Source organism: Chryseobacterium mulctrae, assembly GCF_006175945.1.
Taxonomy (GTDB): domain Bacteria; phylum Bacteroidota; class Bacteroidia; order Flavobacteriales; family Weeksellaceae; genus Chryseobacterium; species Chryseobacterium mulctrae.
The window spans coordinates 911,539-932,250 of sequence record NZ_VAJL01000001.1 but is presented as its reverse complement, the minus strand read 5'-3'; the positions used below and the strand labels follow the sequence as shown (position 1 = coordinate 932,250).

Annotated in this window: 14 protein-coding genes and 2 tRNA genes; 14 read left to right on the top strand and 2 right to left on the bottom strand. The window is 38.0% G+C overall.

The features are described from left to right. The first annotated feature begins 13 nt into the window (after positions 1-13). The 14 genes from FDY99_RS04050 to FDY99_RS03995 all read left to right on the top strand — a co-directional run bounded on the left by FDY99_RS04050 (position 14) and on the right by FDY99_RS03995 (position 20,070). Positions 14-457 (top strand): nuclear transport factor 2 family protein, encoded by a 444-nt coding sequence (locus FDY99_RS04050; RefSeq protein WP_228448735.1) that lies wholly within the window; start codon positions 14-16, stop codon positions 455-457. 809 nt (positions 458-1,266) lie between these two features. Further along, positions 1,267-1,440, top strand: a complete 174-nt coding sequence (locus FDY99_RS22910) for a hypothetical protein (RefSeq protein ID WP_162304138.1) — start codon at positions 1,267-1,269, stop codon at positions 1,438-1,440. 225 nt (positions 1,441-1,665) lie between these two features. Further along, complete coding sequence (locus FDY99_RS04045; protein ID WP_162304137.1) at positions 1,666-5,034, top strand: HD domain-containing protein; 3,369 nt, start codon at positions 1,666-1,668, stop codon at positions 5,032-5,034. Between the two features lie 234 nt (positions 5,035-5,268). Next, positions 5,269-5,436, top strand: a complete 168-nt coding sequence (locus FDY99_RS22905) for a hypothetical protein (RefSeq protein ID WP_162304136.1) — start codon at positions 5,269-5,271, stop codon at positions 5,434-5,436. A 9-nt stretch (positions 5,437-5,445) separates the two neighbouring features. After that, a complete protein-coding gene (locus FDY99_RS04040) occupies positions 5,446-5,727 on the top strand; it encodes a hypothetical protein (RefSeq protein ID WP_139419368.1) in 282 nt (93 codons plus the stop codon). 269 nt (positions 5,728-5,996) lie between these two features. Continuing rightward, positions 5,997-7,127, top strand: coding sequence for a 3'-5' exonuclease (locus tag FDY99_RS04035; RefSeq protein WP_228448734.1), 1,131 nt, complete (start codon positions 5,997-5,999; stop codon positions 7,125-7,127). A 24-nt stretch (positions 7,128-7,151) separates the two neighbouring features. Then, positions 7,152-9,281, top strand: a complete 2,130-nt coding sequence (locus FDY99_RS04030) for a hypothetical protein (RefSeq protein ID WP_139419364.1) — start codon at positions 7,152-7,154, stop codon at positions 9,279-9,281. Then, entirely contained in the window at positions 9,281-10,741 is a 1,461-nt protein-coding gene (locus FDY99_RS04025; RefSeq protein ID WP_139419362.1) for a class I SAM-dependent methyltransferase, read from the top strand. Before FDY99_RS04030 ends, FDY99_RS04025 begins: the two co-directional genes overlap by 1 nt. Before the next feature lie 2 nt (positions 10,742-10,743). Then, positions 10,744-11,370 carry an alpha-ketoglutarate-dependent dioxygenase AlkB gene (locus FDY99_RS04020; protein ID WP_228448733.1) on the top strand — a complete coding sequence of 209 codons (627 nt, stop codon included), beginning with the start codon at positions 10,744-10,746 and terminating at the stop codon, positions 11,368-11,370. Between the two features lie 658 nt (positions 11,371-12,028). Beyond that, on the top strand, positions 12,029-13,309 hold the full coding sequence (locus FDY99_RS04015; RefSeq protein WP_228448732.1) for a hypothetical protein: 1,281 nt from the start codon (positions 12,029-12,031) through the stop codon (positions 13,307-13,309). Beyond that, a complete protein-coding gene (locus tag FDY99_RS04010; RefSeq protein WP_139419358.1) occupies positions 13,282-13,929 on the top strand; it encodes a condensin complex protein MksE in 648 nt (215 codons plus the stop codon). The genes FDY99_RS04015 and FDY99_RS04010 overlap by 28 nt, the downstream gene beginning before the upstream one ends. Continuing rightward, positions 13,926-17,168, top strand: a complete 3,243-nt coding sequence (locus FDY99_RS04005) for a DNA repair protein Rad50 (RefSeq protein WP_139419356.1) — start codon at positions 13,926-13,928, stop codon at positions 17,166-17,168. The genes FDY99_RS04010 and FDY99_RS04005 overlap by 4 nt, the downstream gene beginning before the upstream one ends. Further along, the gene (locus tag FDY99_RS04000) at positions 17,165-18,118 is read left to right on the top strand and encodes a hypothetical protein (protein WP_139419355.1); all 954 of its coding nucleotides are present in this window, start codon (positions 17,165-17,167) and stop codon (positions 18,116-18,118) included. The genes FDY99_RS04005 and FDY99_RS04000 overlap by 4 nt, the downstream gene beginning before the upstream one ends. A gap of 374 nt (positions 18,119-18,492) precedes the next feature. After that, positions 18,493-20,070, top strand: coding sequence for a recombinase family protein (locus tag FDY99_RS03995; protein ID WP_139419353.1), 1,578 nt, complete (start codon positions 18,493-18,495; stop codon positions 20,068-20,070). A 425-nt stretch (positions 20,071-20,495) separates the two neighbouring features. Here the strand turns inward: FDY99_RS03995 and FDY99_RS03990 are convergent. Both FDY99_RS03990 and FDY99_RS03985 read right to left on the bottom strand, forming a co-directional pair. Further along, positions 20,496-20,569, bottom strand: a tRNA-Arg gene (locus FDY99_RS03990). A gap of 32 nt (positions 20,570-20,601) precedes the next feature. Beyond that, positions 20,602-20,676, bottom strand: a tRNA-Pro gene (locus FDY99_RS03985). Positions 20,677-20,712: the final 36 nt, after the last annotated feature.

The window sequence follows — 20,712 nt, the reverse complement described above, 5'->3', positions numbered from 1 at the left end:
ACAATCTTCAGGTATGAGAAAATCATTAATCATCATCATATTAATGCTTGTAGCATGCAATATAAGTGCGCAGGCAAAAAATGATCACTTAAAACAACAGAAAAAAATGAAAAATGCAACAATCTTACACAAGGCCAATGAATTTGTTTCAGAGGGCGACTATGAAAGTTTTTTAGCTTATTGTACTCCAGGAACAAAATGGGTATTTGTTGGGGAGCGTACCCTTAATGGGAAAGAAGAAGTACGGGCTTATATGAAAGAATTCTATTATGAGCCTCCTGTATTCAGCGTGGAAAAAACTATCGAAGATGGCGATTTTGTGATGGTAACCGGAGGAATCCGACTAAAAAATAAAGATGGACAATATGAACATTTTGATTATTGTGATCTTTGGCGATTCGAGGATGGAAAGATAGCGGAGCTGAAAGCTTTTGTTATCGAGAAAAATAATTTTTAAAGATAGATTACCTAAACACTTCTTGTGGGGATTGCGGGTAGCATGGAACAATGGAATTGTTCCATGCTATCGGACGATATCGAAATAAAGAGAGTTACAATCAATAACTGAATAAGAAAAGTGAGGTTATTTTTAGGCTATTTATAGGACTTCCCTTAGAGAATGAAAATTTGAAAGACAATTAAAATCTTGGAATTTTGAAATTTTTAATTTGAAAGCCACCTGTTTGGTGGCTTTTTGCATGACCTCTTCTATGCGCTCATACTCCATGACATCAACCATGATTTGAGCCCGCGATTTATAGTCCTTCAGTTCCATTATTTTCCGCGTTAGCGATAGGAGCGGCATCCTTTTGCTGGGCGAAAGATATAGCGGAAAGCGCTGCCGATGAGTGTTCGAAATCGGAACGCCCCGGTAAAACGAAATATAGATACTATCGTAATTATTATGATATCTACGTCTTCAATCAATAAAGATTTCATCTTGTTTTAAGTCCTCCGTCTATTACCAATAATTCACCGGTTACAAACTTTGATTCATCTGAAACAATACAGAATCGAATTGTTATTCTATTTCAAGGTTTCAAAGAATGATAATAATGGCAGAAGTAGTTCGAGTGGGCTCCCTCTCTCGCTTAGGGAGACGTTTATTTTTTAACGTCTCTTTTTTTATATTTATTACCAGTGAAGGTGCTGTTTTTAAATTGACCAAAAGGTATTTTAGACAAAGGATCGATGAAGATGGATCGGATTTCGATAAAATAACGATGACCCATTATGAGTAATTTATTTGTAAGATCAATCTTTATTTTGGACCTTTTATTTTGCTGTCTTCTTTCTGCCCAGGGTTCTTCAAAATATATAGAGCTGGAGTGGAAGAATGGAAGCGAAGAAGCAAAGAAAATTATGGTCAGTTCATCTTATTATGATACTATAGAAAATTGGTCTCCATTCAGTAGTGATATCAGTAATCGTACCTATTAGTTATAGGTGGACTGGGGCACGAAGAAAATGGATGTACTGTACCTAGAGGCATTTGCTAGAGTGAGCGGACTGATTATCTCTTAGAACAGGGCAAGCTGGAAATAGTATGCCATAATCATGAAATAAAGGCAGAAGATTATTGAAAATTCAACCTTTTTCAGGCTTTGGATAATGATTATTTCACTACATTTAAGCTCAACTATTAACACGATACTATTTAGAATTATGAACAAACTTGATGCTGTTATGGTAGAGGATTCATTTCTTCTTACAGCTCTACAAAATAAATCTGCGGAAAAATTGGCATTTAGTGATTATATGGATATTTTTCTTGCTTTCAAAAGATTAGTAAGCCAGCATGTCAAATTTATCTGCCAGGTTTTTCCTGAATACACACCACACGAGGAAGAGTTTCATCTTCGCCGTTTACTTGGTCTGGCCGAGGAGATTTTGGGACATGAACTTATTGAGCGGCTCAATGCGGCCGAGCTACTGATCCTGTGTCTGTCAATATTTGGACACGACTGGGGGATGGCTGTATCACAGGCCGAAAAAGATGCCATAGCAGACCGCCCCGGTAGCAGCCCTGAGGAATATGCGCTGCTCAATTCCGAGCATAACCGATTTGCCAGACATCTTGAAGTTTTTGGCGAAAAAACTGATAAGATTTCAGATTTCACATGGCAGGAATACATTAGGAAGACCCATGCGGAAAGAAGCGCACAACGAGTTAGAAAATACTTTAAGACGATTGATAATGGAATAGGAGAGGCAGCCGCGAGAGTGTGTATCGGACATTGGCTGGATTTCAAGGAGCTCAGGGATCAGGATGATTATCCATTGAATTATATTGTTAAGGGCGAACGGGTAAACCTCAGGGCGGTAGCTATCTATCTTCGCCTGATTGACCTTTTTGATATCACCAATGAACGCACACCTTATGCGATCTATAAATATACAGCACCACAGTCATACCGTTCCAAAATGGAGTGGTCAAAGCACTTCGCGATAAATTCTCTTGCCACTGTGGCATTTCAGAATGGGCGTCTGATACAGGTCGATGGGCAGACCAATGATTATAAGGTCTATGCCGAACTAGAGGATCTGCGAACTTTCTGCGTGGAGCAGCTTGTGGGCTGTAATGACTTGCTGAAAGATGATCCAAGCGAAAGATACTATCTTAATATTTTTGATATCAAGTGGAATGTTCGGGCATTGGGATTTGACCCTATCCTAATTAAATTTCAGTTCGATAGAACCAAAATGTTTGATGTACTTAGCGAAGAGATTTACAGTGGGGACAAATATGTATTTATCCGTGAGCTTGTTCAGAATTCAATTGATGCCATCCGCATGCGTAAGGAATGGATCGAAAAAAATACAGGTGCGACCGTGAGCAATTTTGGAAGAATTTCAATAGAGGTAGAAGACGCAGGGGATGATCTCTTGACCGTTTCTATTAAGGATGATGGAATCGGAATGGATCAGTATATCATTGAAAATTATCTGAGTATTGCCGGAAAAAGCTACTATGGAAGCGATGAATTCAAACAGCTGGGGTTGGAGATGGATCCGATTTCCAAATTTGGTGTGGGTATCCTGAGCTGTTTCATGGTTGCCGACAAGGTCCATATCAGTACCTTTAAAGATCCACACATTAAAAGTGACAGTAAGGTTATAAATATTGATATTCCCCACGTTGACCAGCAGTTCCGGGTATCTGCAACCAACCACGAGTACGAGCCAGTGGGAACCACAGTAACGGTTTATGTTTCAAAGAATAAGATCAGAGGCAAAGTTGATGAAGATCCACGGATTGATATCACTTCTTATCTGAAAAATCTTACGGGATATATTGATTTTCCGATATATATCAAGGAAGGAGGCAAAAGTACTGTTATTGTTGACCCGCTCGATAAAACAGATAGTTACCCTGGATATGAAGTTCACAGGTTGGATACCGCAATTGATTTCAGCAAGATTTTTTTACCACAGAGCCTGAAACTTGCCAGGGAACATTTCACGGTAAAACAGATTTCGATCCATGATGATCTGAAAATGGAAGGGGTTACCGGATCCGTCAGTTTTATAATTCCGAAAGATCCATTTTTAAAAATTGCCGGTTATCCCAGCAACAAACCCGAATATTCACTGGTATTTCCAGGAAAGAGGACGCAAGACAGGATAGTAAAGATAAGATCCATCTGGAGTTCCTACAAGCACGCAAACCCTGGCAGAGATTATCCATATGGACAAAGTTCATATTCGACCGAACCTTACAAGGTTTACCTAGACGGAATTTTGGTTCCAAGAGCGATTCCGCCAACTTCCGTCGAGGGAGGTTCCTTTGAAGGACACCTGTCAGAGGATTTCTTTGATTATTATCCGATGGAAAGGTTTGTTGTTCCCCAATTGCACGTGCAGTTTATCAAAAATGATATCAGGCAGACAAATATTTCCAGGACCGAGATCAGGCAGCAGACATATTTTTGGGACGAGGCTTTAGCAAAGAAACTCTATCTGTATATCATTGAAATACATAAAGAAAAGCTTATGGATCCTGATCTGAAGAAAAGGATGATGTATATCAATTATCTGATTTTCTTTTATCGCGTCCCACTTAGCGTAATAATTAAATTCATCGGTCTGGAGAATGCCCCCCTGATGACTGTTAACGAGCAGGGAATCCTAAAATTTGATACATGGAAAAACCATATGGGCCGACCCGTCCATTTTCAACCGTCTTATACCTACTGGTTTAGGGAAATGGTCCTGAAGGAGTTTGACGAACGGCATAAATTGGACGAGAATCTGCTGGACTGGAGAGGAGATACCTTTGTTATCAGTGATATAAGCTATCCTGAGCTTTATAAGAAAAAAGGCTCAGTGCAGGCTATTACGGGAAGTCTTCTGGCTCAGTCTTATATATTCCTTAGCCACACTTTTTGTTCATTCCGCTTTGTGGAATCACCCTGGTTTGGTGGACCGCCACTGATCCAGGCCAGATGGGATCCTTCGGTAGCGACCTGTTCAGCTGAATATTTCGAGATATTGACGAAGGCGGCAGAAAATATCGAGACCGTGGAAGAGGAATATTTCGGGCAGCTGCTATATGAGATCCGTGAAGAGCTTCATGAATATATCGATGTATTCCCACAGATCGGTCCATTTCAAGAGCCCTACGAAGATGCCATGGGTTATGGCACGGGAATACTAAATCAGCGACATCCTTTCACAAAAAGATTACTTCGGATTTTAGCGAACATCGCAGTTCTTGAACAAAAACCAATAGCAAGCTCGGCAGAACTTGCGCAATTGATAGACAAGGTCATGGAGTTGCCATTTTTTGATCATAATACTTATTTTGACCATGAATTTTTACTGCATGAGACCAATATGGTAATCGATGAGATCAATGTTATGATCGAAAGTGGACAGCTGATAAAAAATTATGAACCCCTGGAACATCTTTCGGTTGAAGTTTTTGTGGAAGAGACGATTTTCGAGACGGAAAAAGGGAGTTACTATCAGTTTTTTAATATGAGTGACACAGAAGATTATGGTTTAAATCCTTTTTATTCACATTCGTTGTAAATGAATGTAAGTAATATGCTTCGTCTTTTTCCGTAATTGCTGCACTGTTTATAACGATACAATCTGTACTGTTTTTTTTTGGTCTTTGTGGTTCTACCTGTGCAGCACAACACTGCAGAGATTCTGGAATTTGCGACTGAATGTGGCGAAATTTTCGGGATAGCTGGAGTTGAAGTAGGATATCAAAATAACGTAAAAATGATCAATATTTAAGAACATGCTTTTCTGGACGAAATGCTTAACAAACTTAGTGGGGAACAGAAACCTAATTTCGGAACAATGACGCCTCAGCACATGATCGAGCATCTTTCACTTTTTGGAAGATTTTCCAACGGAAATGAGCCACAGACAAGCTATTATACGAGTGAACAGGAGAGTCTAGTAAAGGAAAATGGTTATTAAAAAAAATATATGCCAAAAGACTTTAAGCACCCTGTTCTGCCCAAAGACATGCTTTTATTACTAAAGTGTTCAACATTGGCAGATGCCATTGGAGAATTGAATGTAGAGCTGGGGGAATTCAGGGAGTATTTCAGAAAGAATCCAGAGGTATACCCTGTAAATCCCATAATGGGTGAGCTGAACTTTAGTGAATGGGTGATATTTCACAACTGTCATTTTACACATCATTATAATCAATTTGGACTACTGTTCTATAAAGAAAAAGAAGTAAATTTGCTCAGGACAAAATAATGTGGACAAAACAGTCCGATGCCCAGTTTGGGTGCAAACAGGACTGTTCTTTAGATTTGGTGCCTCTTCTTGGGAAACTAGCGGTAGGTGCAATGATGATTGCAGCCGGCAGTGGTATGCCTTTAAGCTGCTGGACGATGTTGATTGTTGGTTTAGGGAAGGCATAAACAAAAAAAAATAAGATAACTATGCCAGAATTCAGATTTTCATTACCTGCCATAACTGCGCTATATAACGATCAGTAACTGGCCTACAATCCAAGACACTCTGTGTTGGTAACGGGAGGACCGGGCAGCGGTAAGACAGTTGTTACCATTTTTAGGTTTTTAAGGGCTATCGGTGAGGAGCAGGAGATTATGCTTTTTACCTTTAACCGGACACTGATCTATACGATAAGAGGAATGTTAAAAGCAAGTGCCGAGGAACTTTTTGGTGAGCTTAATGAAGATCAGATTGATGATATTGTCAAAAATAGGCTGTCAACATTTTATCAGTGGCATAAGGACAACGTCGCTTATTTCAATGAAGATGAAGACAGCGATGTTATGGGTGAGAATTTTCGGAGGTATATCCGAAAAAAACGTAGTCAGCAAAAGTTTGATGAACTATTTTATGATGAGGGTCAGGATCTTCCGGGCAATGTTTACAATAATACTTTTGACCTGTCAGAAGTAGTAACGGTAGGAGCTGACAGGGCGCAGAATTATAGAGAATTTTATCCACCTGACGAGGTAGAAGACATCATTCTGGACAACCTGCGAAAGCAGTTTAGAGCTGACCAGCAATATCTTGGCGGAAACTACAGAAATACGAGACAGATATTTGATCTGGCGAAGAATTTTGTACCAGATGATCTCCGTGTTCAGGATATAGATTCTTCGGAACTGTCACCTGGTAACCGACCTGAGATCAGAATCGGACTTTCCCATGGGAAGCAGATGGATTTAATTATAGAAATTATTGAAAATAATCCAAACAGTAACATCGGAATCTTAGTTCACTTCGGAAACGAAGTGGAGACCATAAAAAATGAACTAATATCCAATGGCTACAGATGTGATGAAGACGCCCCGGTAGAAAAGTCCTTTTCGTATTATTATAACGAGATGAGTGCTGCGGATGAGGAAGTTTTAAAGCGAAAATTCCGGACACCTTTCATAACGACCTATGAATCATGTAAAGGTCTAGAATTTGATATCGTGATCATGGCTTTATTTGAGCTTTCCAACAAAGCAATGATAACTAAGAACAGAAGCGACAGATTTTATGCCACAAGAAGTCATTATTATGTTGCGGTGACAAGGGCCAGAAATGATATTTTCATTTTATGCAACAGAAAGCCAGATGTACTGGATTTTTATAATGAAAATGCCCAGCAGGATATCCTGGAGGGTTTATAGTAATTCAAAAAAGGAAGATTAAAAATGGCTAAAGGAAATAGAAGAAATAAACCCGTTGATAAGAAAGATACAAAAAAGCCGCAAGATAGCAGAAGCTTTTGGGAGAGGGCTATTTCGCCTAAAGATAAAGAAAACAAGAAGGCTTCAGATATAGAAGAAAGAAATGTCGATGGCGGGGAGCAGGTTGCTGGTCAGGCACAAATAGACCACGATATAACGACGGTAAGAGATGAAAAAAAGATATCCGTGGAATCTGAACAAGAGACGTTAGATAATGTTGGCAGGTCCATCATGCTGCAAGAAACGAATCACGGGCCCGAGAATGATGTAGATGACTCCGCTAGGGACTCCAAGACTGACAATGGTCAGGATGAGCAAAGTCAGAATTCTGAGCTCTTGACTATGCAGCAACAAACTGAAACCAAGGAGAACAAAGATGGATTATCAGATAGTGGGGCTATGGAAGTTCGAAAGGAATTTTTACAAGGAAGTATTTCTTTTGATGTCGATCGAAATGATAAAGCAGATTATGGGCCTACTGATAAGAGATCAAAAACTGACCGAAATAACGTGGAAATGGACAAAATCAATTTTGATCTATCAAAACCTGTTTATGTGGAGATCCATAAAGGTAATATATTTCATTATTACACTTCGGGACAACTAATGCCTTCCAGTTATGTAAAGAACCGGGCGTTTACCGATATTCAGACTGTGAACGGAAACTTTCTTGTTCTGTCCAACAGTTCATCACATTCCTCAAGCGATCATATCCTACTGGAGATAGATGTATTACAGATAGAAAATCAGGATATTACGGTCTTTGATAATTTTGCGCTTTTGGCTGTACCATTGCCAGTTACCAGAATAAAAAAAATAATTGTTCAGAGCAATGATCTAAAAAGTGCTATTCTCAATGATTCGCTTCTGTTCAATGGAGGATTCATTCCTGAGGACATAATAATTGTCAGGGAGGTCGTTTTCAGGCAGCAGTTCAACTTTAAAAGTTTAGAAAAAAAGGGAAGTGAAGATTATCAGTCAAAAATTGATAAATACGACCGAATTCTTGGCCTTTTGGCTTTTTTACGCAATTATGATCTTTTAACCGTTGATAAGAGCAAAGTATTTAGGAGTCTTTCTCAACATTTTTTCTATGCTATGCAGGTTCTGGATGAAGGATTCGGAGTTGAAATTGTACAGAAAAATACTATTTCGGAATTTTATAGTTACCTGTTCAATGAAAATTGTCCACCTGACAAATCGCTCTTAAAATGGCTTTTTGCAAGGGTTCAGATAGAGGAAAATTTTACCGATGCAGATACTTTGGACTTTGGGAAGATCCTGAAAGCCTCTGGCGAGGATTCGCCAGCTGTTAAACGTGTTCTTTCACTACTTGTGAGTAACGTTGAACGGAAAAAGGCGCTAAAGGAAGTTGAAGAGTCCAAGCAAAAATCGGCATTGCCGCTGTACGTATTTGCTTTCCTGAGAAATTACGGAAATCTTAACGGAATAGAAGTTGCCAGAAGGGATATCGCATCCGTTTATTCACGTTCATTCGGTGAATATGCATTTGCGGTTCTTGGATATTTTTATGGTTATAAAAATTTAAGAAACAGTGAGGAGCGACTTAGTTCCTCTAACCTTGCTTTATCCATGGTCAAAGGGAAACAGCCGATCAAATTCCAGCTGTCCACCCGTTTTGATTATGTGGTTATTGAACTAGTCTACCGTTTTGTATTTGAAAGTCTGGTCGGTATTACAGCTGAGACTATCAGGATTAGGGAGGATATTGAGGATGAAAAGGTAGGAAAGAAAATACCGGGCGAAAATTTCCCTGTTTTTGAAAAACTTCTTTACGGTAAACTTTACAGTAGTATATCGTTCGTTGATCCTTTTGAAAAGTTTATCGAACAGATTTCGTTTCTTCCACAGGAGATTCCGTTTTCATCAACATTTGGAACGTTCTGCCATAAAGCAAAAATAAAGATTCTACCGGTGAGCATAACTGAGCTTGGGGATGCCGCTTACTTCCTAGACCGTGTTTTTTTCGCCAAGAAGGATCTTTTACGTTACCTGTACGACAACAGGGACAAAATTGACATGGAGGAAATGCAGCTGAGAATTCAACTTGAAAAAAAAATAGTCAGTAGATAATGATTTTGCAGGATTTTCAAGATACAATTCTTCAGCTGAACGCACAGGAGATCATCGGGCACATCTCCATAAACAGAGCTAGTCTGAAGCTGATGTTCATCAACCTTGATGTCAATAGGGGAAATACGGATCTTGCAAATCAGATTCTGGTACTTTTAAGTACCATGCAGCTTGATGATCAGACCGAAGGATCCGAGGAAATACAGTTTTTATTCAAAGAACTGGGTTTTTATTTCAAGAGAGCAAATATACTTGCCTCGGTAATGAACTGTTCGAACCATATTGGTGAAAACATCTTTAAGAATAGACTCAGGGCATGGATGCACCATAGGCAGTATAGAGATGCGGAATCGCATTGTAGGCTTTTTGGGAAGTATCTTGAAAAACTATCATCGGCGATAACTGATGGGGTGGAGGATTACGAAAATGACGTACTACGTGATCTATACACCTATCACGTGCAGACTGCTGCTCTACTTGAGGGAAAAGGCAAAATAGCTGCACTGCATACCTTCGAAGAACTCTTTGAAGATCCTGATTTGCTTCAACAGTATCCTATACTTGAGATCTACCAACAGAACCGCCAGCAGTTTACCGCAGAGATAGCGATCGAAGATGAAGTTAAAAAAATTTATGAGCCTTCTATTTTCACAGAAGCGCTGTTTAACAATAAGTTTCTTGATTATCTCCGTAACCATCCCAGAACGGAATGGCATGAGATTTTGCTGGGCTATGACCAGTATACCGTCAGGAAAAAGATCATTAATTTTGGGCAGGCACATTTTGATGATTTATATGGCCATCTGACCAGTAATGATATTGTTAAACTTTACTGTTATTTTAATATGCGCAAACATTACTACTCCTCCTTGTATTTGTTTGACCGTTTCAACCATATAGCTCGATTTCATGGGACAAACGGCAGGATTAAGTTTATTGATGTAGGCTGTGGTCCGGCTACTTCGGGCATAGCACTGGTAGACCATCTCTATTCGGATAGTGCTGAACTTGTTTCTTTTGACTATTTTGGTGTCGATTATTATGGGTCGATGCGTGAGGAGGCTGAATACATGATGCAGAACAGCGCATATAACGATCAGGGTACGACGTTTTATCTTGCCGATCTTGCAGAACTGGGCTATGAGCTGCTAGACAACGCAAATAGCATTTATATAAATACCTGTTACCTGTTTGCAAGCGACAGTCTTAATGAGAATAAACTAGCAGAGGATGTGATGCACATTAGAAAATCTAAGCCTGATGTACCTTGTTACCTTCTGTTCCAGAACAGCACGGACCCTGCTAAAAATGTGAAATATAACAATTTTAAACGACTGCTGAGATATGTGGAGCCTCCCATATTTTCGACTACTGCAAGGGTCAGTTACAATAACAGAAGGAGCAGCATGTTTGGTCCGACACACGAGGATGTATACTTTGAAATTTTAGAATTAACTTAAAAATGTACGATTTATTTAATCCACTACCGGATGATATGGACAAAATCCCATCAATAAATGAAGGGATAGATTTAAGTGTAATCAGAGGACTTGGATATATTCCCAATTTTATCACAGGTGCAGAGGAAAAAAATCTTTTGGAGTCCATTAACAGGGAGCCATGGCTGAATGATTTAAAAAGACGTGTTCAGCACTATGGTTATAAATACGATTATCGTGCGCGCTCGTTGAATTATTCCATGTATCTTGGGGATCTCCCGGCATGGGTAGATCCTGTTGTTCATAAAATGCGGCGCAGAAATTTGATTGATCAGAATTTTGATCAGTTAATTGTTAATGAATATCTCCCAGGACAGGGTATTGCCGGGCACGTTGACTGTCATCCATGTTTTGGAGAGACTATCTTTGCACTCAGTCTAGGGTCAACATGCCTAATGGATTTCATCAATATTGAAAGTAAAAATATAGTTTCACTTCTTTTGGAGCCTAGAAGCCTGTTGATTATGTCTGAGGAAGCCCGTTACAAATGGACACACGGTATCGCCGGGAGAAAGACTGACGTATATAAAGGACGTTCTTTTCCTAGGAAAAGCAGGGTTTCGCTGACTTTTAGGAAAGTTATTTTCTAAATTAGTTTTGGCTATTGCAGAGCTGTGGAAACCAAATTCAAAGAAACCGGATAAAAAAATAGCTACTAGATGCCTAATACATATTGTTTTTGGTCTAAATAATCAGTTCCGAATTAAAGGTGGTGATCAAACTAAAGTTTTCATTAAGGAATTAAGATTTAATTAGTCGAAATTGCCAATATAAATTGTGAGCTTCAAAATTTTATCATTTTGTAGATCATAGATTCCCTAAAAAACAATTCCTCAGGTATCTAGATCAGATTTACACATCACATTAACATTTAACGGGGACCTGATAAAAGCTGGATCGAATTCTTACTCAAAAACGGAAAACTGGTGAGTGCCTTCGATTTTTTTAACAAGGGATTGAACATTGATTGGTATAATACGCAAAGTAAATATACAATTCATAATTGTACGGTTTATTGTTTCTTAGAGTTAATACTTCTAGAGTTAAAATCGGCATACTTATCATAATTGTTGAAATTTCAGCCAATTAAATATTGTGTCTACTCAAAATTTGTTGATAATAAAAATGGATAGCCGTAATACTTTACTTTTTGTTTTTAATATATTTGTTTAAGAACATCTTTTTTAATCTATTACTAATACTTTTTGTAGCCATTTGAGTGAAAATTTAAAACCTGATTTCAACTTTGTGAGTGTTCTCAGTGAGAACGAAACCTATAAGCTTCTTTTTCCCGCAAAAGAGGTGGGAATGGCAATTGTCATACTTTATGAGAGAATTGTCAATAAGGAATTTGATGACGACAAGTTCTCCGAAAAAGATATCCATACGGCATTTGAGGAAATTTATCAGACCAATATGCGGTATCCCAAAGAAGTGTACAGTGGTCATATTATGGATCTTCAGGAATATTTTTTGGATTATGATCAGGAAAAGCAAAAGTATTATTTTAAGGATTATGCCAATAAATTCTGTTTGCATGCAAAGGATACGCTGAAGGGCGCATTTAACCCCACAAGAATTCAGCAGATATGTTCCCATCTGAGTTCAACACTCAAAAATTCGGATGATCCCAGATTCTGGCTCGAGGAAACGTTTAAAAAATTTGAACCGGACCTCAGGGAGCAGCTTGATTTTTTGGACCGTCAGATTGTGCTGTCCGTTGAGGATTTAAAAAATGAGACGAATTTTTCGGATCATAGTTTTATTGATGTACTTGTAGCCACACAGGAGCGGTTGTCACAATCGCAAGCACATGTGCAGGAGCTCCGTTCGGCGTATTCAGAAACCAATAATATCCGTGCTACCTTGGATAATATAGATTTTACTGATCCGGTAATCAATGATCTGATCTTGGAGGTTCATGCGTGCCTGAGATACATCAATGACAGGCTCAATTCACTCGACCGGAAATTAGACCGTATTCAACCCAAGGTCCGCAAATTATTTTCCACATTGAATAAGCCTTCGTTTAGTTCAAAAGTTGAGAAATTTATAATCCATCTTCTGAATGAAAGTGTTTTGGAGAATAGGAATATTGTTTTTCCCGGAAACATTAAGCCACCACAACTGCACATCGATACACCTGAATTTACTATTGTAAGCAGAGATAAGGAGCTATTTCCACCAAAGCCGAAGGAAAGAAAAACATATGTTCAAAATGAGGAAATCATACAGGAGAATGTAGAAAAGGTCAAAAGGGAAATCCGGGAGATGGAAGTTATTGGCAAGTGGGAGAAACTGATATTTGCGGAGCTTGAATTAAAAGGCGAGATCAGATTATCAGCCTATTTTTTTGAGATACTGAGAGATTCCCAGAGCAGCCAGATCGCGGTAACTGTTTTGTTCAACGTTATAAAGCAGGTATATGCCAGTGAGGGTAAATTTAAACTGTTAACAGAAAAAACTCTGCAGAGAGATTCTGAACATAAAAATATTGGATTATGGAAAATGTCAATTATCAGGACATAATGCTCGATTTCCTCTATGATGAGGAAGCACGGGAAATTTTTGCCACAATTGATTATCAACTGAAGGATGGCGTGCATTTTCAGGATAGCGGGAGCCAGACCAGATACTTCGCCTATATACAGCGGAATATAAAAAGTCTTGTGAATTATTACCATAATTTTTTTGGTGTGCGGCTGAGTGAGGGGGGCGAGAGTCCGGACAATTATTTTTATTTGGATTTCTATGGAAATGACCGTGGGAAAATTTCCTCCAGGCACCGTAATATCCTTAAAAGCGAATATGTGATTATCGGCTTTATACTTTATAAAATCGTATATATTGACAATGATTTATTGCTCGACTCTGTCCAGAGACTAAAGGAAAAGATCCGGATCGACTATGATGATTATAAAAGGGGCATTTATTATCTGATCGCAAAATCAAAAAATATCGGTCCCGGCAATGTAAATGACACGATGTTGGATTCCACGGTACAGTCAGCTCTGATCGAGTTCAAAAAGATCGGATGGCTGATTTTAGAAGGCGATGAATTCACCGTGCTACCGGCGTTTGATAGGTTGATAAAGATTTATGAGGAATACATTGTGGATATTGATAATACGTTAAATGAACTGAAATGAAAGATTATCCGCGAATAAAAAGACTGTCAACATTAGGAATCATCAGGCATCAGCACTTTGACTATGAGTTCGGTCCTTTCAGAACGGATTTTGTCGGGGAAGGGGGCGCAGGTAAAAGTATGATTTCCGATCTACTTCAGCTGATCTTTGTTGGGGTCCGTTATTTCCATTCTCCCACCAAAGGTAGTGGTCCCAGAGAGGCTAAGACTCTGGTGTTACGATCGGAGGGAAAGGGTACTGATATGGGCTATGCATTTTTGAGCCTTGAGCTCAAAAAGAACCAATATGTGATCGTCGGGATATATCTGGAAAGTTCGGGCGCTGCAGAGATGTTCATTGTTCAGCAGGGGAATAATTTTGAAGCCGATACGAAGCTGGCAACGTTTGGCCAGCTGCTCGGTGTTGCTGAATTCCAGCGGGATAATTCCATTTTGCCCATCAATGAATTACGTGACCATATCATTGATAATTTTAACCTGACCTGTGAAAGCTGGGAGAGGACCCAGACCTACCATAAGATTTTATTTAACAATGATATTCTGCCGCTGGATCTTTCGGTAAGTAACCAGGCATTGCATAATTACGCAAGGATTGTTCAGGCTTTTTCGCGGGAATCGCTAGATATGGATAAGAGTGTCAGCTTGCAGTCTTTTCTGTTCGGTGATGAGAAAGAAAAAGAATTTTATAACAGGTTTGAAACCACGGTTGAGGAGCTGCAGGGTGATGAGAAGCAGTTTCAGGATAATGTCGCGGAAATAGATAAGCTTAAAATTAAGCAGCAGAAACTCAGTGATCTGCTCGATCTGAAGGTTTTAAAGGAGCGTCTTTTTAAAGACTATATCGAAGCCGAGTATGATTTCCTGGGCCAGCAACAAGATGGTCTATTTAAGGAGCTCGAAGAATTGATACTAAAATATGAAGAAAGCACCAGGCTCCTTCCACTTCTTGAATCTGTTCTTTTAAAAAAAATGGAGGAAATAGCACAAGAGCAACCTGTAATTGAGAAACGGGTTGAGGATGCTCTTGTTCTAACAAAGGAATGGACCGATAAACGTAAGAAAAGAGGTGATTTCTTGCGCTGGCTGGATGAGCTGGAAATTTCTGCCGAACAGGTTCTGGCCAAATACGACAGCTATCAGGAATCCAAGGATAATATCCGAAAGATAAATGAACTTGAAGCGCAGATTCAAAAGAATAAGATATCAACAAACCTGCTGGCCAATTATTCGGGAAAAGCAGTACTTGTACAGATTCAGCATAGTTGTGACCTATTGCAACAGGAAATCGAATTTAAAAATAAGCTTCGGTCCCTAAACAACCTGGATGAAGCCACTTCTATTGCCAGATGGGCTCTTGAAACAGACAGTGTTTTGAATCAGAGACAGGAGGGAATCATCAGAATGTTCCAGAATCAGGACATCAGGGTCGATCAACCGCAGGATAAGCTGTACAGATATCTTCCGTCGCCGGAGATATTGATTCACGGGGAGATTCCAGTTTATAGCGAAGATGAGCTTGGATTTTGGCTAAATCTCAATGGTGTTCTTGAATTTATTTCAAAAGATTTTGAACCTGTGTTCAATACCGGAAACAAAGATGACATTAAAAAATATTTCGAGGTCCAGACCAGTAACATTGCTAAGGATATACAGGGTTTAGAAAAGAGTTTAGCAGATTTAAGTGTTCTTTACAGGATTCTTGAAGAACTTGGAGATGCCGATGAATATGTTAAAGCCTGGGGGGCAAAGTGGGAGCTGGATGTGCAATTACAGTCTCATGAACTGTTTGCGTTAAAGAAAGATGAGCTTGTCGATCATTTCAATTTGGCGAATGATAGTGAAGTGCCGGCAAAAGCAATGCAGTATGAAAACTCCTACAAAACATTAAAAAAGGAAGAAAGTGAGTTGATAACCTTATCAAGCAATCTATCCCAACTGGAGAAATCTTTCATTGATGCCATATCCGATGAACAAGTTGTAGGCATAAAAAGTAAATGGCGTTTTGATTCTGCAGAGCAGCCTACTGTCCTTAATGATCTGGTCGATGCTTCAGATAATGCGGAGTTTTATGATGATTTTTTCGGGATTTACAAAAATCAGGAGAAGAATTATGCTGGTTCAGAAAGGATTAAAGAATTGGATCGACTGATAAATGAATTAAAGTCGAAGAGGAATGATGCATATGGTAAGTGTCCGGAACTCTTTGTTTCAACCTATGTTCCCAAGATCAGGCAATATGAGGAGGTTGAGCAATTGCGTGAAGATTGTTCTGCAGCAGAAAATAAATATATCGTCAAATATAATGTCATTGCAGGGGAAAATTTAAACAATAATTTCAAAAGATTCGAGGATTCGGGAGATTTTCAGGCTTTGTGTGCAGAGATCTTACCTCCCGAAATTCTAAGTGATGAAAATATTTTGGAAAAAGATGTTATTGAAAAAATAGGAAAGTATCTGGCTGATATAAATTTAAAGAACAAGAAATTGAATTCGCGTAAGCTGAATAAACTGGCTTCGATTATTGAAGATGTCTGGCTTGAAGTCAGTACCCAGTTAAACATCGCACGACAGATTCGGAATTTTCTGAACGATGATGAGAAAATAATCTCCGGCGGTCACAAGGCTACCTTGGCTGAGATAAAAGACAATTCACTTTCAGCCGACTGGATGCAAATCTTTGTTGAGAAGATTAAAAAAGATGCTGAGCTTGGATCTGACGAGACTTTATTTGAACAGGAGAAAGGGATTACAAATGAGCTTGAAAAGTATCACTCTTTAACCGATAAACTTCAGCAGGCCTATTACCGCTCGGGCGGTGACCGAAACCTTAAACCCAAAATAAAAGATCTCTTAAATCCTAAGTCGTATTATGGACTTAAATTTTCAATGGTAAACAGTTCCGGAAAGAAAAATGATGGAAGTAACAGTCAGACGTATTCTGCAATTGCACTTTTGTGTATTGCCAAGTTAGCATTACTTGACAAAAAATCTGGCAGTAAAGACAAGGATGCAATTCGTTTTATGGCCATTGATGAAGCAGCAGGTTTGGGCAAAAACTTTGATATGCTATATAAAATAGCAGAGGCTAATGATTATCAGATTATTTCTATGTCAATATCTCCCCATAAGATAGATGCAGCCAAGCAGAATATCTACCTCCTGCATAATAGTGTGGAGGACGATGAGGTAAATTATGATCCTGTCCCAATATTTGGTCTACTTGAAAACGGAACAGTATGAGAACAGTAGAGTGGAAATATTTAAGAGGCCTCCATGAATTATATGTAGGTGGTAAAACAAGGTTAAAAATACTGAACAACAGTTATATTGAAAGGATCATTTTTACGCAAAAAAAGCTTGTAAGATATCAAAAAGGAAATCACTTAGTTCTCGAGTCCTCGAGTAGGTTTAAACCTTTTTATGAAAAAGAATTTTTGGAAACTTTTCTCTATTACAATAAGTTTTTTGAGGAATCAGGGCTGGAGAATAACAGTAAGAAAAATTTTACTGAACAAGATCTGAAGGCTTTAATATTTGTATTTTACAATAAACAAGAGATCAAAAAGAGGATGACCACCAGAAAAAAGCTTTCAGCGGAGCTTTTTAGAAAAGAAAACTCAAAGTATATCGAGAACAGGCCTTCTTTGGAGAAAGCGATATTGCAACTTTTAGAAGTAGATGCATTTCCTGAAAATGATCCAAAAAATCATCAATGGAGATGGGTCGTTGACTGCCTGGAGCCGCAGGTTATCGTACTGTGCGAAAATCTGGATTGCCTGAAGGTACCTGTTGAATACAAAAAGAGCAACATTGAACTCTGGTACGTTGGCGGTAATAATACGAAGCCCCTGCAAGACATTTCGGCAGATAAGCTGGGCCTGCCCATCTATTATTTTTGTGACTGGGATTATAACGGCCTAGATATCTATTGCCAGGTGAAAAATATTTTTAAAGAAAAAGGAAAAGATATAATACTCATTGAACCTCCTAAAAATGCTAAAAAATTACCAGTCACGGTAAAACATCACAAAAGTAAATGGAGCCAGGAAAAGCAATTTTCAGGACTTGACCAGTCTCATTTTACGATTGGGCAGATTGAGGTAATTGATTCGCTTATTTCAAAAGATGAATGGATTGAGGAAGAATCTATTGATTTAATAGAATATTTAATATTCGCGTGTAGAAACTAATGACTCATTAATTTTAGTTTGTTAAGATTTTGTATGTTTTAACCAATATAAGGAGTTGTGGCAAATTCGTGGTAGATAATTTTTTTTACTAAGTCATTGATTAATAATGTTTAATTGCATTAGATGGTAATCTCTACACAGATTCGAACCATTCTTTTCAGAATAGTATAAAATTCCACTATTTAATCATTTTCAAATTACTGCCATGATTCTACAATAAATATAAATCATGCTATTATCTAGTAGAACAGAATATGACCGAAGCATAAATATTTTTTGTTAAAATATGTATGTAAACTCGTCAAATAATTTGTTCTATTTTTCGTTTAAATATATAGGAGTTCTAACTAAAGGACTTTAATTAATACCACGCCATGCAAGCCGTTTATCTGTACATACGAGTCAGTACTGATGAACAGGCTGTAAAAGGATATTCCCAACGCAGCCAGCTGGATCGACTTGTGCACTATTGTAAAGATCACAATCTCATTGTTACCAAAACTATTTTCGAAGACTATTCTGCGAAAACATTTAACCGGCCAGAATGGAACAAATTGTTCGCTGAACTTAAGCTCATTAAAAATCAATCTTCACTTATTCTCTTTACTTATTGGGATCGATTCAGCCGCAATATTATGGACGCTTACAAGATGTTAGAAAGATTGCAGAATATGAAAGTTTCTATTCAGGCAATTGAACAGCAGATAGACTTCTCAATTCCGGAAAGCAAAATTATGTTGGCAATGTACTGGGCTACTTCTGAAGTAGAAAACGATAAAAGAAGCCGTAATGTACGTTTGGGAATGCAAAAAGCAAGACTGGAAGGAAGATGGATTAACAAAGCTCCTCTAGGATATAGAAATAAAATAACATCTGATGGAAAAAAATATATAGCCCTCTACGAACCGGAAGCATATATTATCCGTGAGGCTTTTACAGCTATAGTGAGACAAAGTAAATATTGTTTAACTGAAATATACAAGGATGCGTTATCAAATGGGCTTCATTGCAGTAGAAGTGCATTTTACCGGCTGGTAAGAAATCCTATTTATTGTGGTAAAATAAAAATTCCGGCATTCGAAGATAAAGCTGAAAGAATTGTTGAGGGTGCTCATGAGCGTCTTATACCTGTCGTTTTATTTGATCAGGTTCAAAGAATAATAAAAGGCGCAGATTTAAACCATTCTAAGAAACTAACTTCAAAAAGGATAGTCAATGAAAATTTAATTTTTAGAGGAGTCCTACAATGTCCTAATTGTGGAAATACGCTTACAGGAAGTGGATCGCAGGGACATACTAAAAAATATTATTATTATCACTGTGTGGGACTCTGTTCATACCGGGTAAGAGCCGACCTTATCAATTTAAGTTTTCTCTCATTTCTTAAGAACAATAGAGTGGTAGAACCATTTTTAGAACTTGCCAATAGTATCTCAAAGGAAATTTACGGTGAAGAACATCATGATTATATTCAGAAAAAAGAGGAGATAAAGAAAGAAATGGAAAAATTGATTGATAGGGGATTCAATGCACAAAAGCTATTTTCAAATGGGAATATTGACTATGATGATTATATACTAATAAGAAGTCGTTGTCAGGAATCTTTAAAAGATAATACTGATAAGTTGAGACAGCAGGCTTTAAAAATAGTGGCTGAAAAACATACAGAAAAGGGAACTGATTACATAATTAACCACTTAGGGGAGTTTTATGAAAATTCAGATACTATAACCAAACAGAGAATTATCAGGTTGTTTTTTCCGGAGAAAGTAAAAGTAATAGAAGGGAATATTGGAAAAATGCTATCAGAAAGTGTTAAGACTATATTTGGATTAACTGCTTCAGCTTCGAAAATAAAAGAAATCCATGGTCAGCAGACAGAGCAAGCAATAGTTGAATTTTTTAAAGAATTATATTTTTTAGGGTATGAACAAAACTTAAAAAATATCTAAAAATTGATTGATTAGTTTTTGATTTTTCAGAGTAAAGCTGATATTTTAAATTGTATTTATATAAAACGCTGAAAAACAATATTTTATATGGCATTTGAAGTGTTCGAAATCCTGTATAGATAACGTGATGGGCTTGTCTTTTCGAACTTTTTGCTCCACAGAAAAAAAATGATTTTGGTATTTATTTGATTTTCAGTTATTTAATATTTTTGAAAAAGTTCGAATCCTGTCAGGTTCGTAGCAATAATATGGAGCTTTAATCGAAAAATCGTCTTAAAAAGATAAAATATTGGTTTTTTAAGAAAAAATTTTTGCTTTAAAAAATAAGGTAAAAGGGTGAAAAATACTCTAAATAGACTGAATAACAAGTATTTATAAATAAAATGACACCATTTGGCCTAAATTGTCCTAATGGTGTCATTAAGTGAGCGCGAAAGGATTCGAACCTTTGACCGTCTGCTTAGAAGGCAGATGCTCTATCCAGCTGAGCTACGCACCCATTAAATAATTTTGAGAAAACTATTAAAACAGTCGGGGCGGCAGGATTCGAACCTGCGACCTCCTGGTCCCAAACCAGGCGCGATGACCGGACTACGCTACGCCCCGATTAAAGGTCATCTTAACAAGAATTACCTTGTTTTT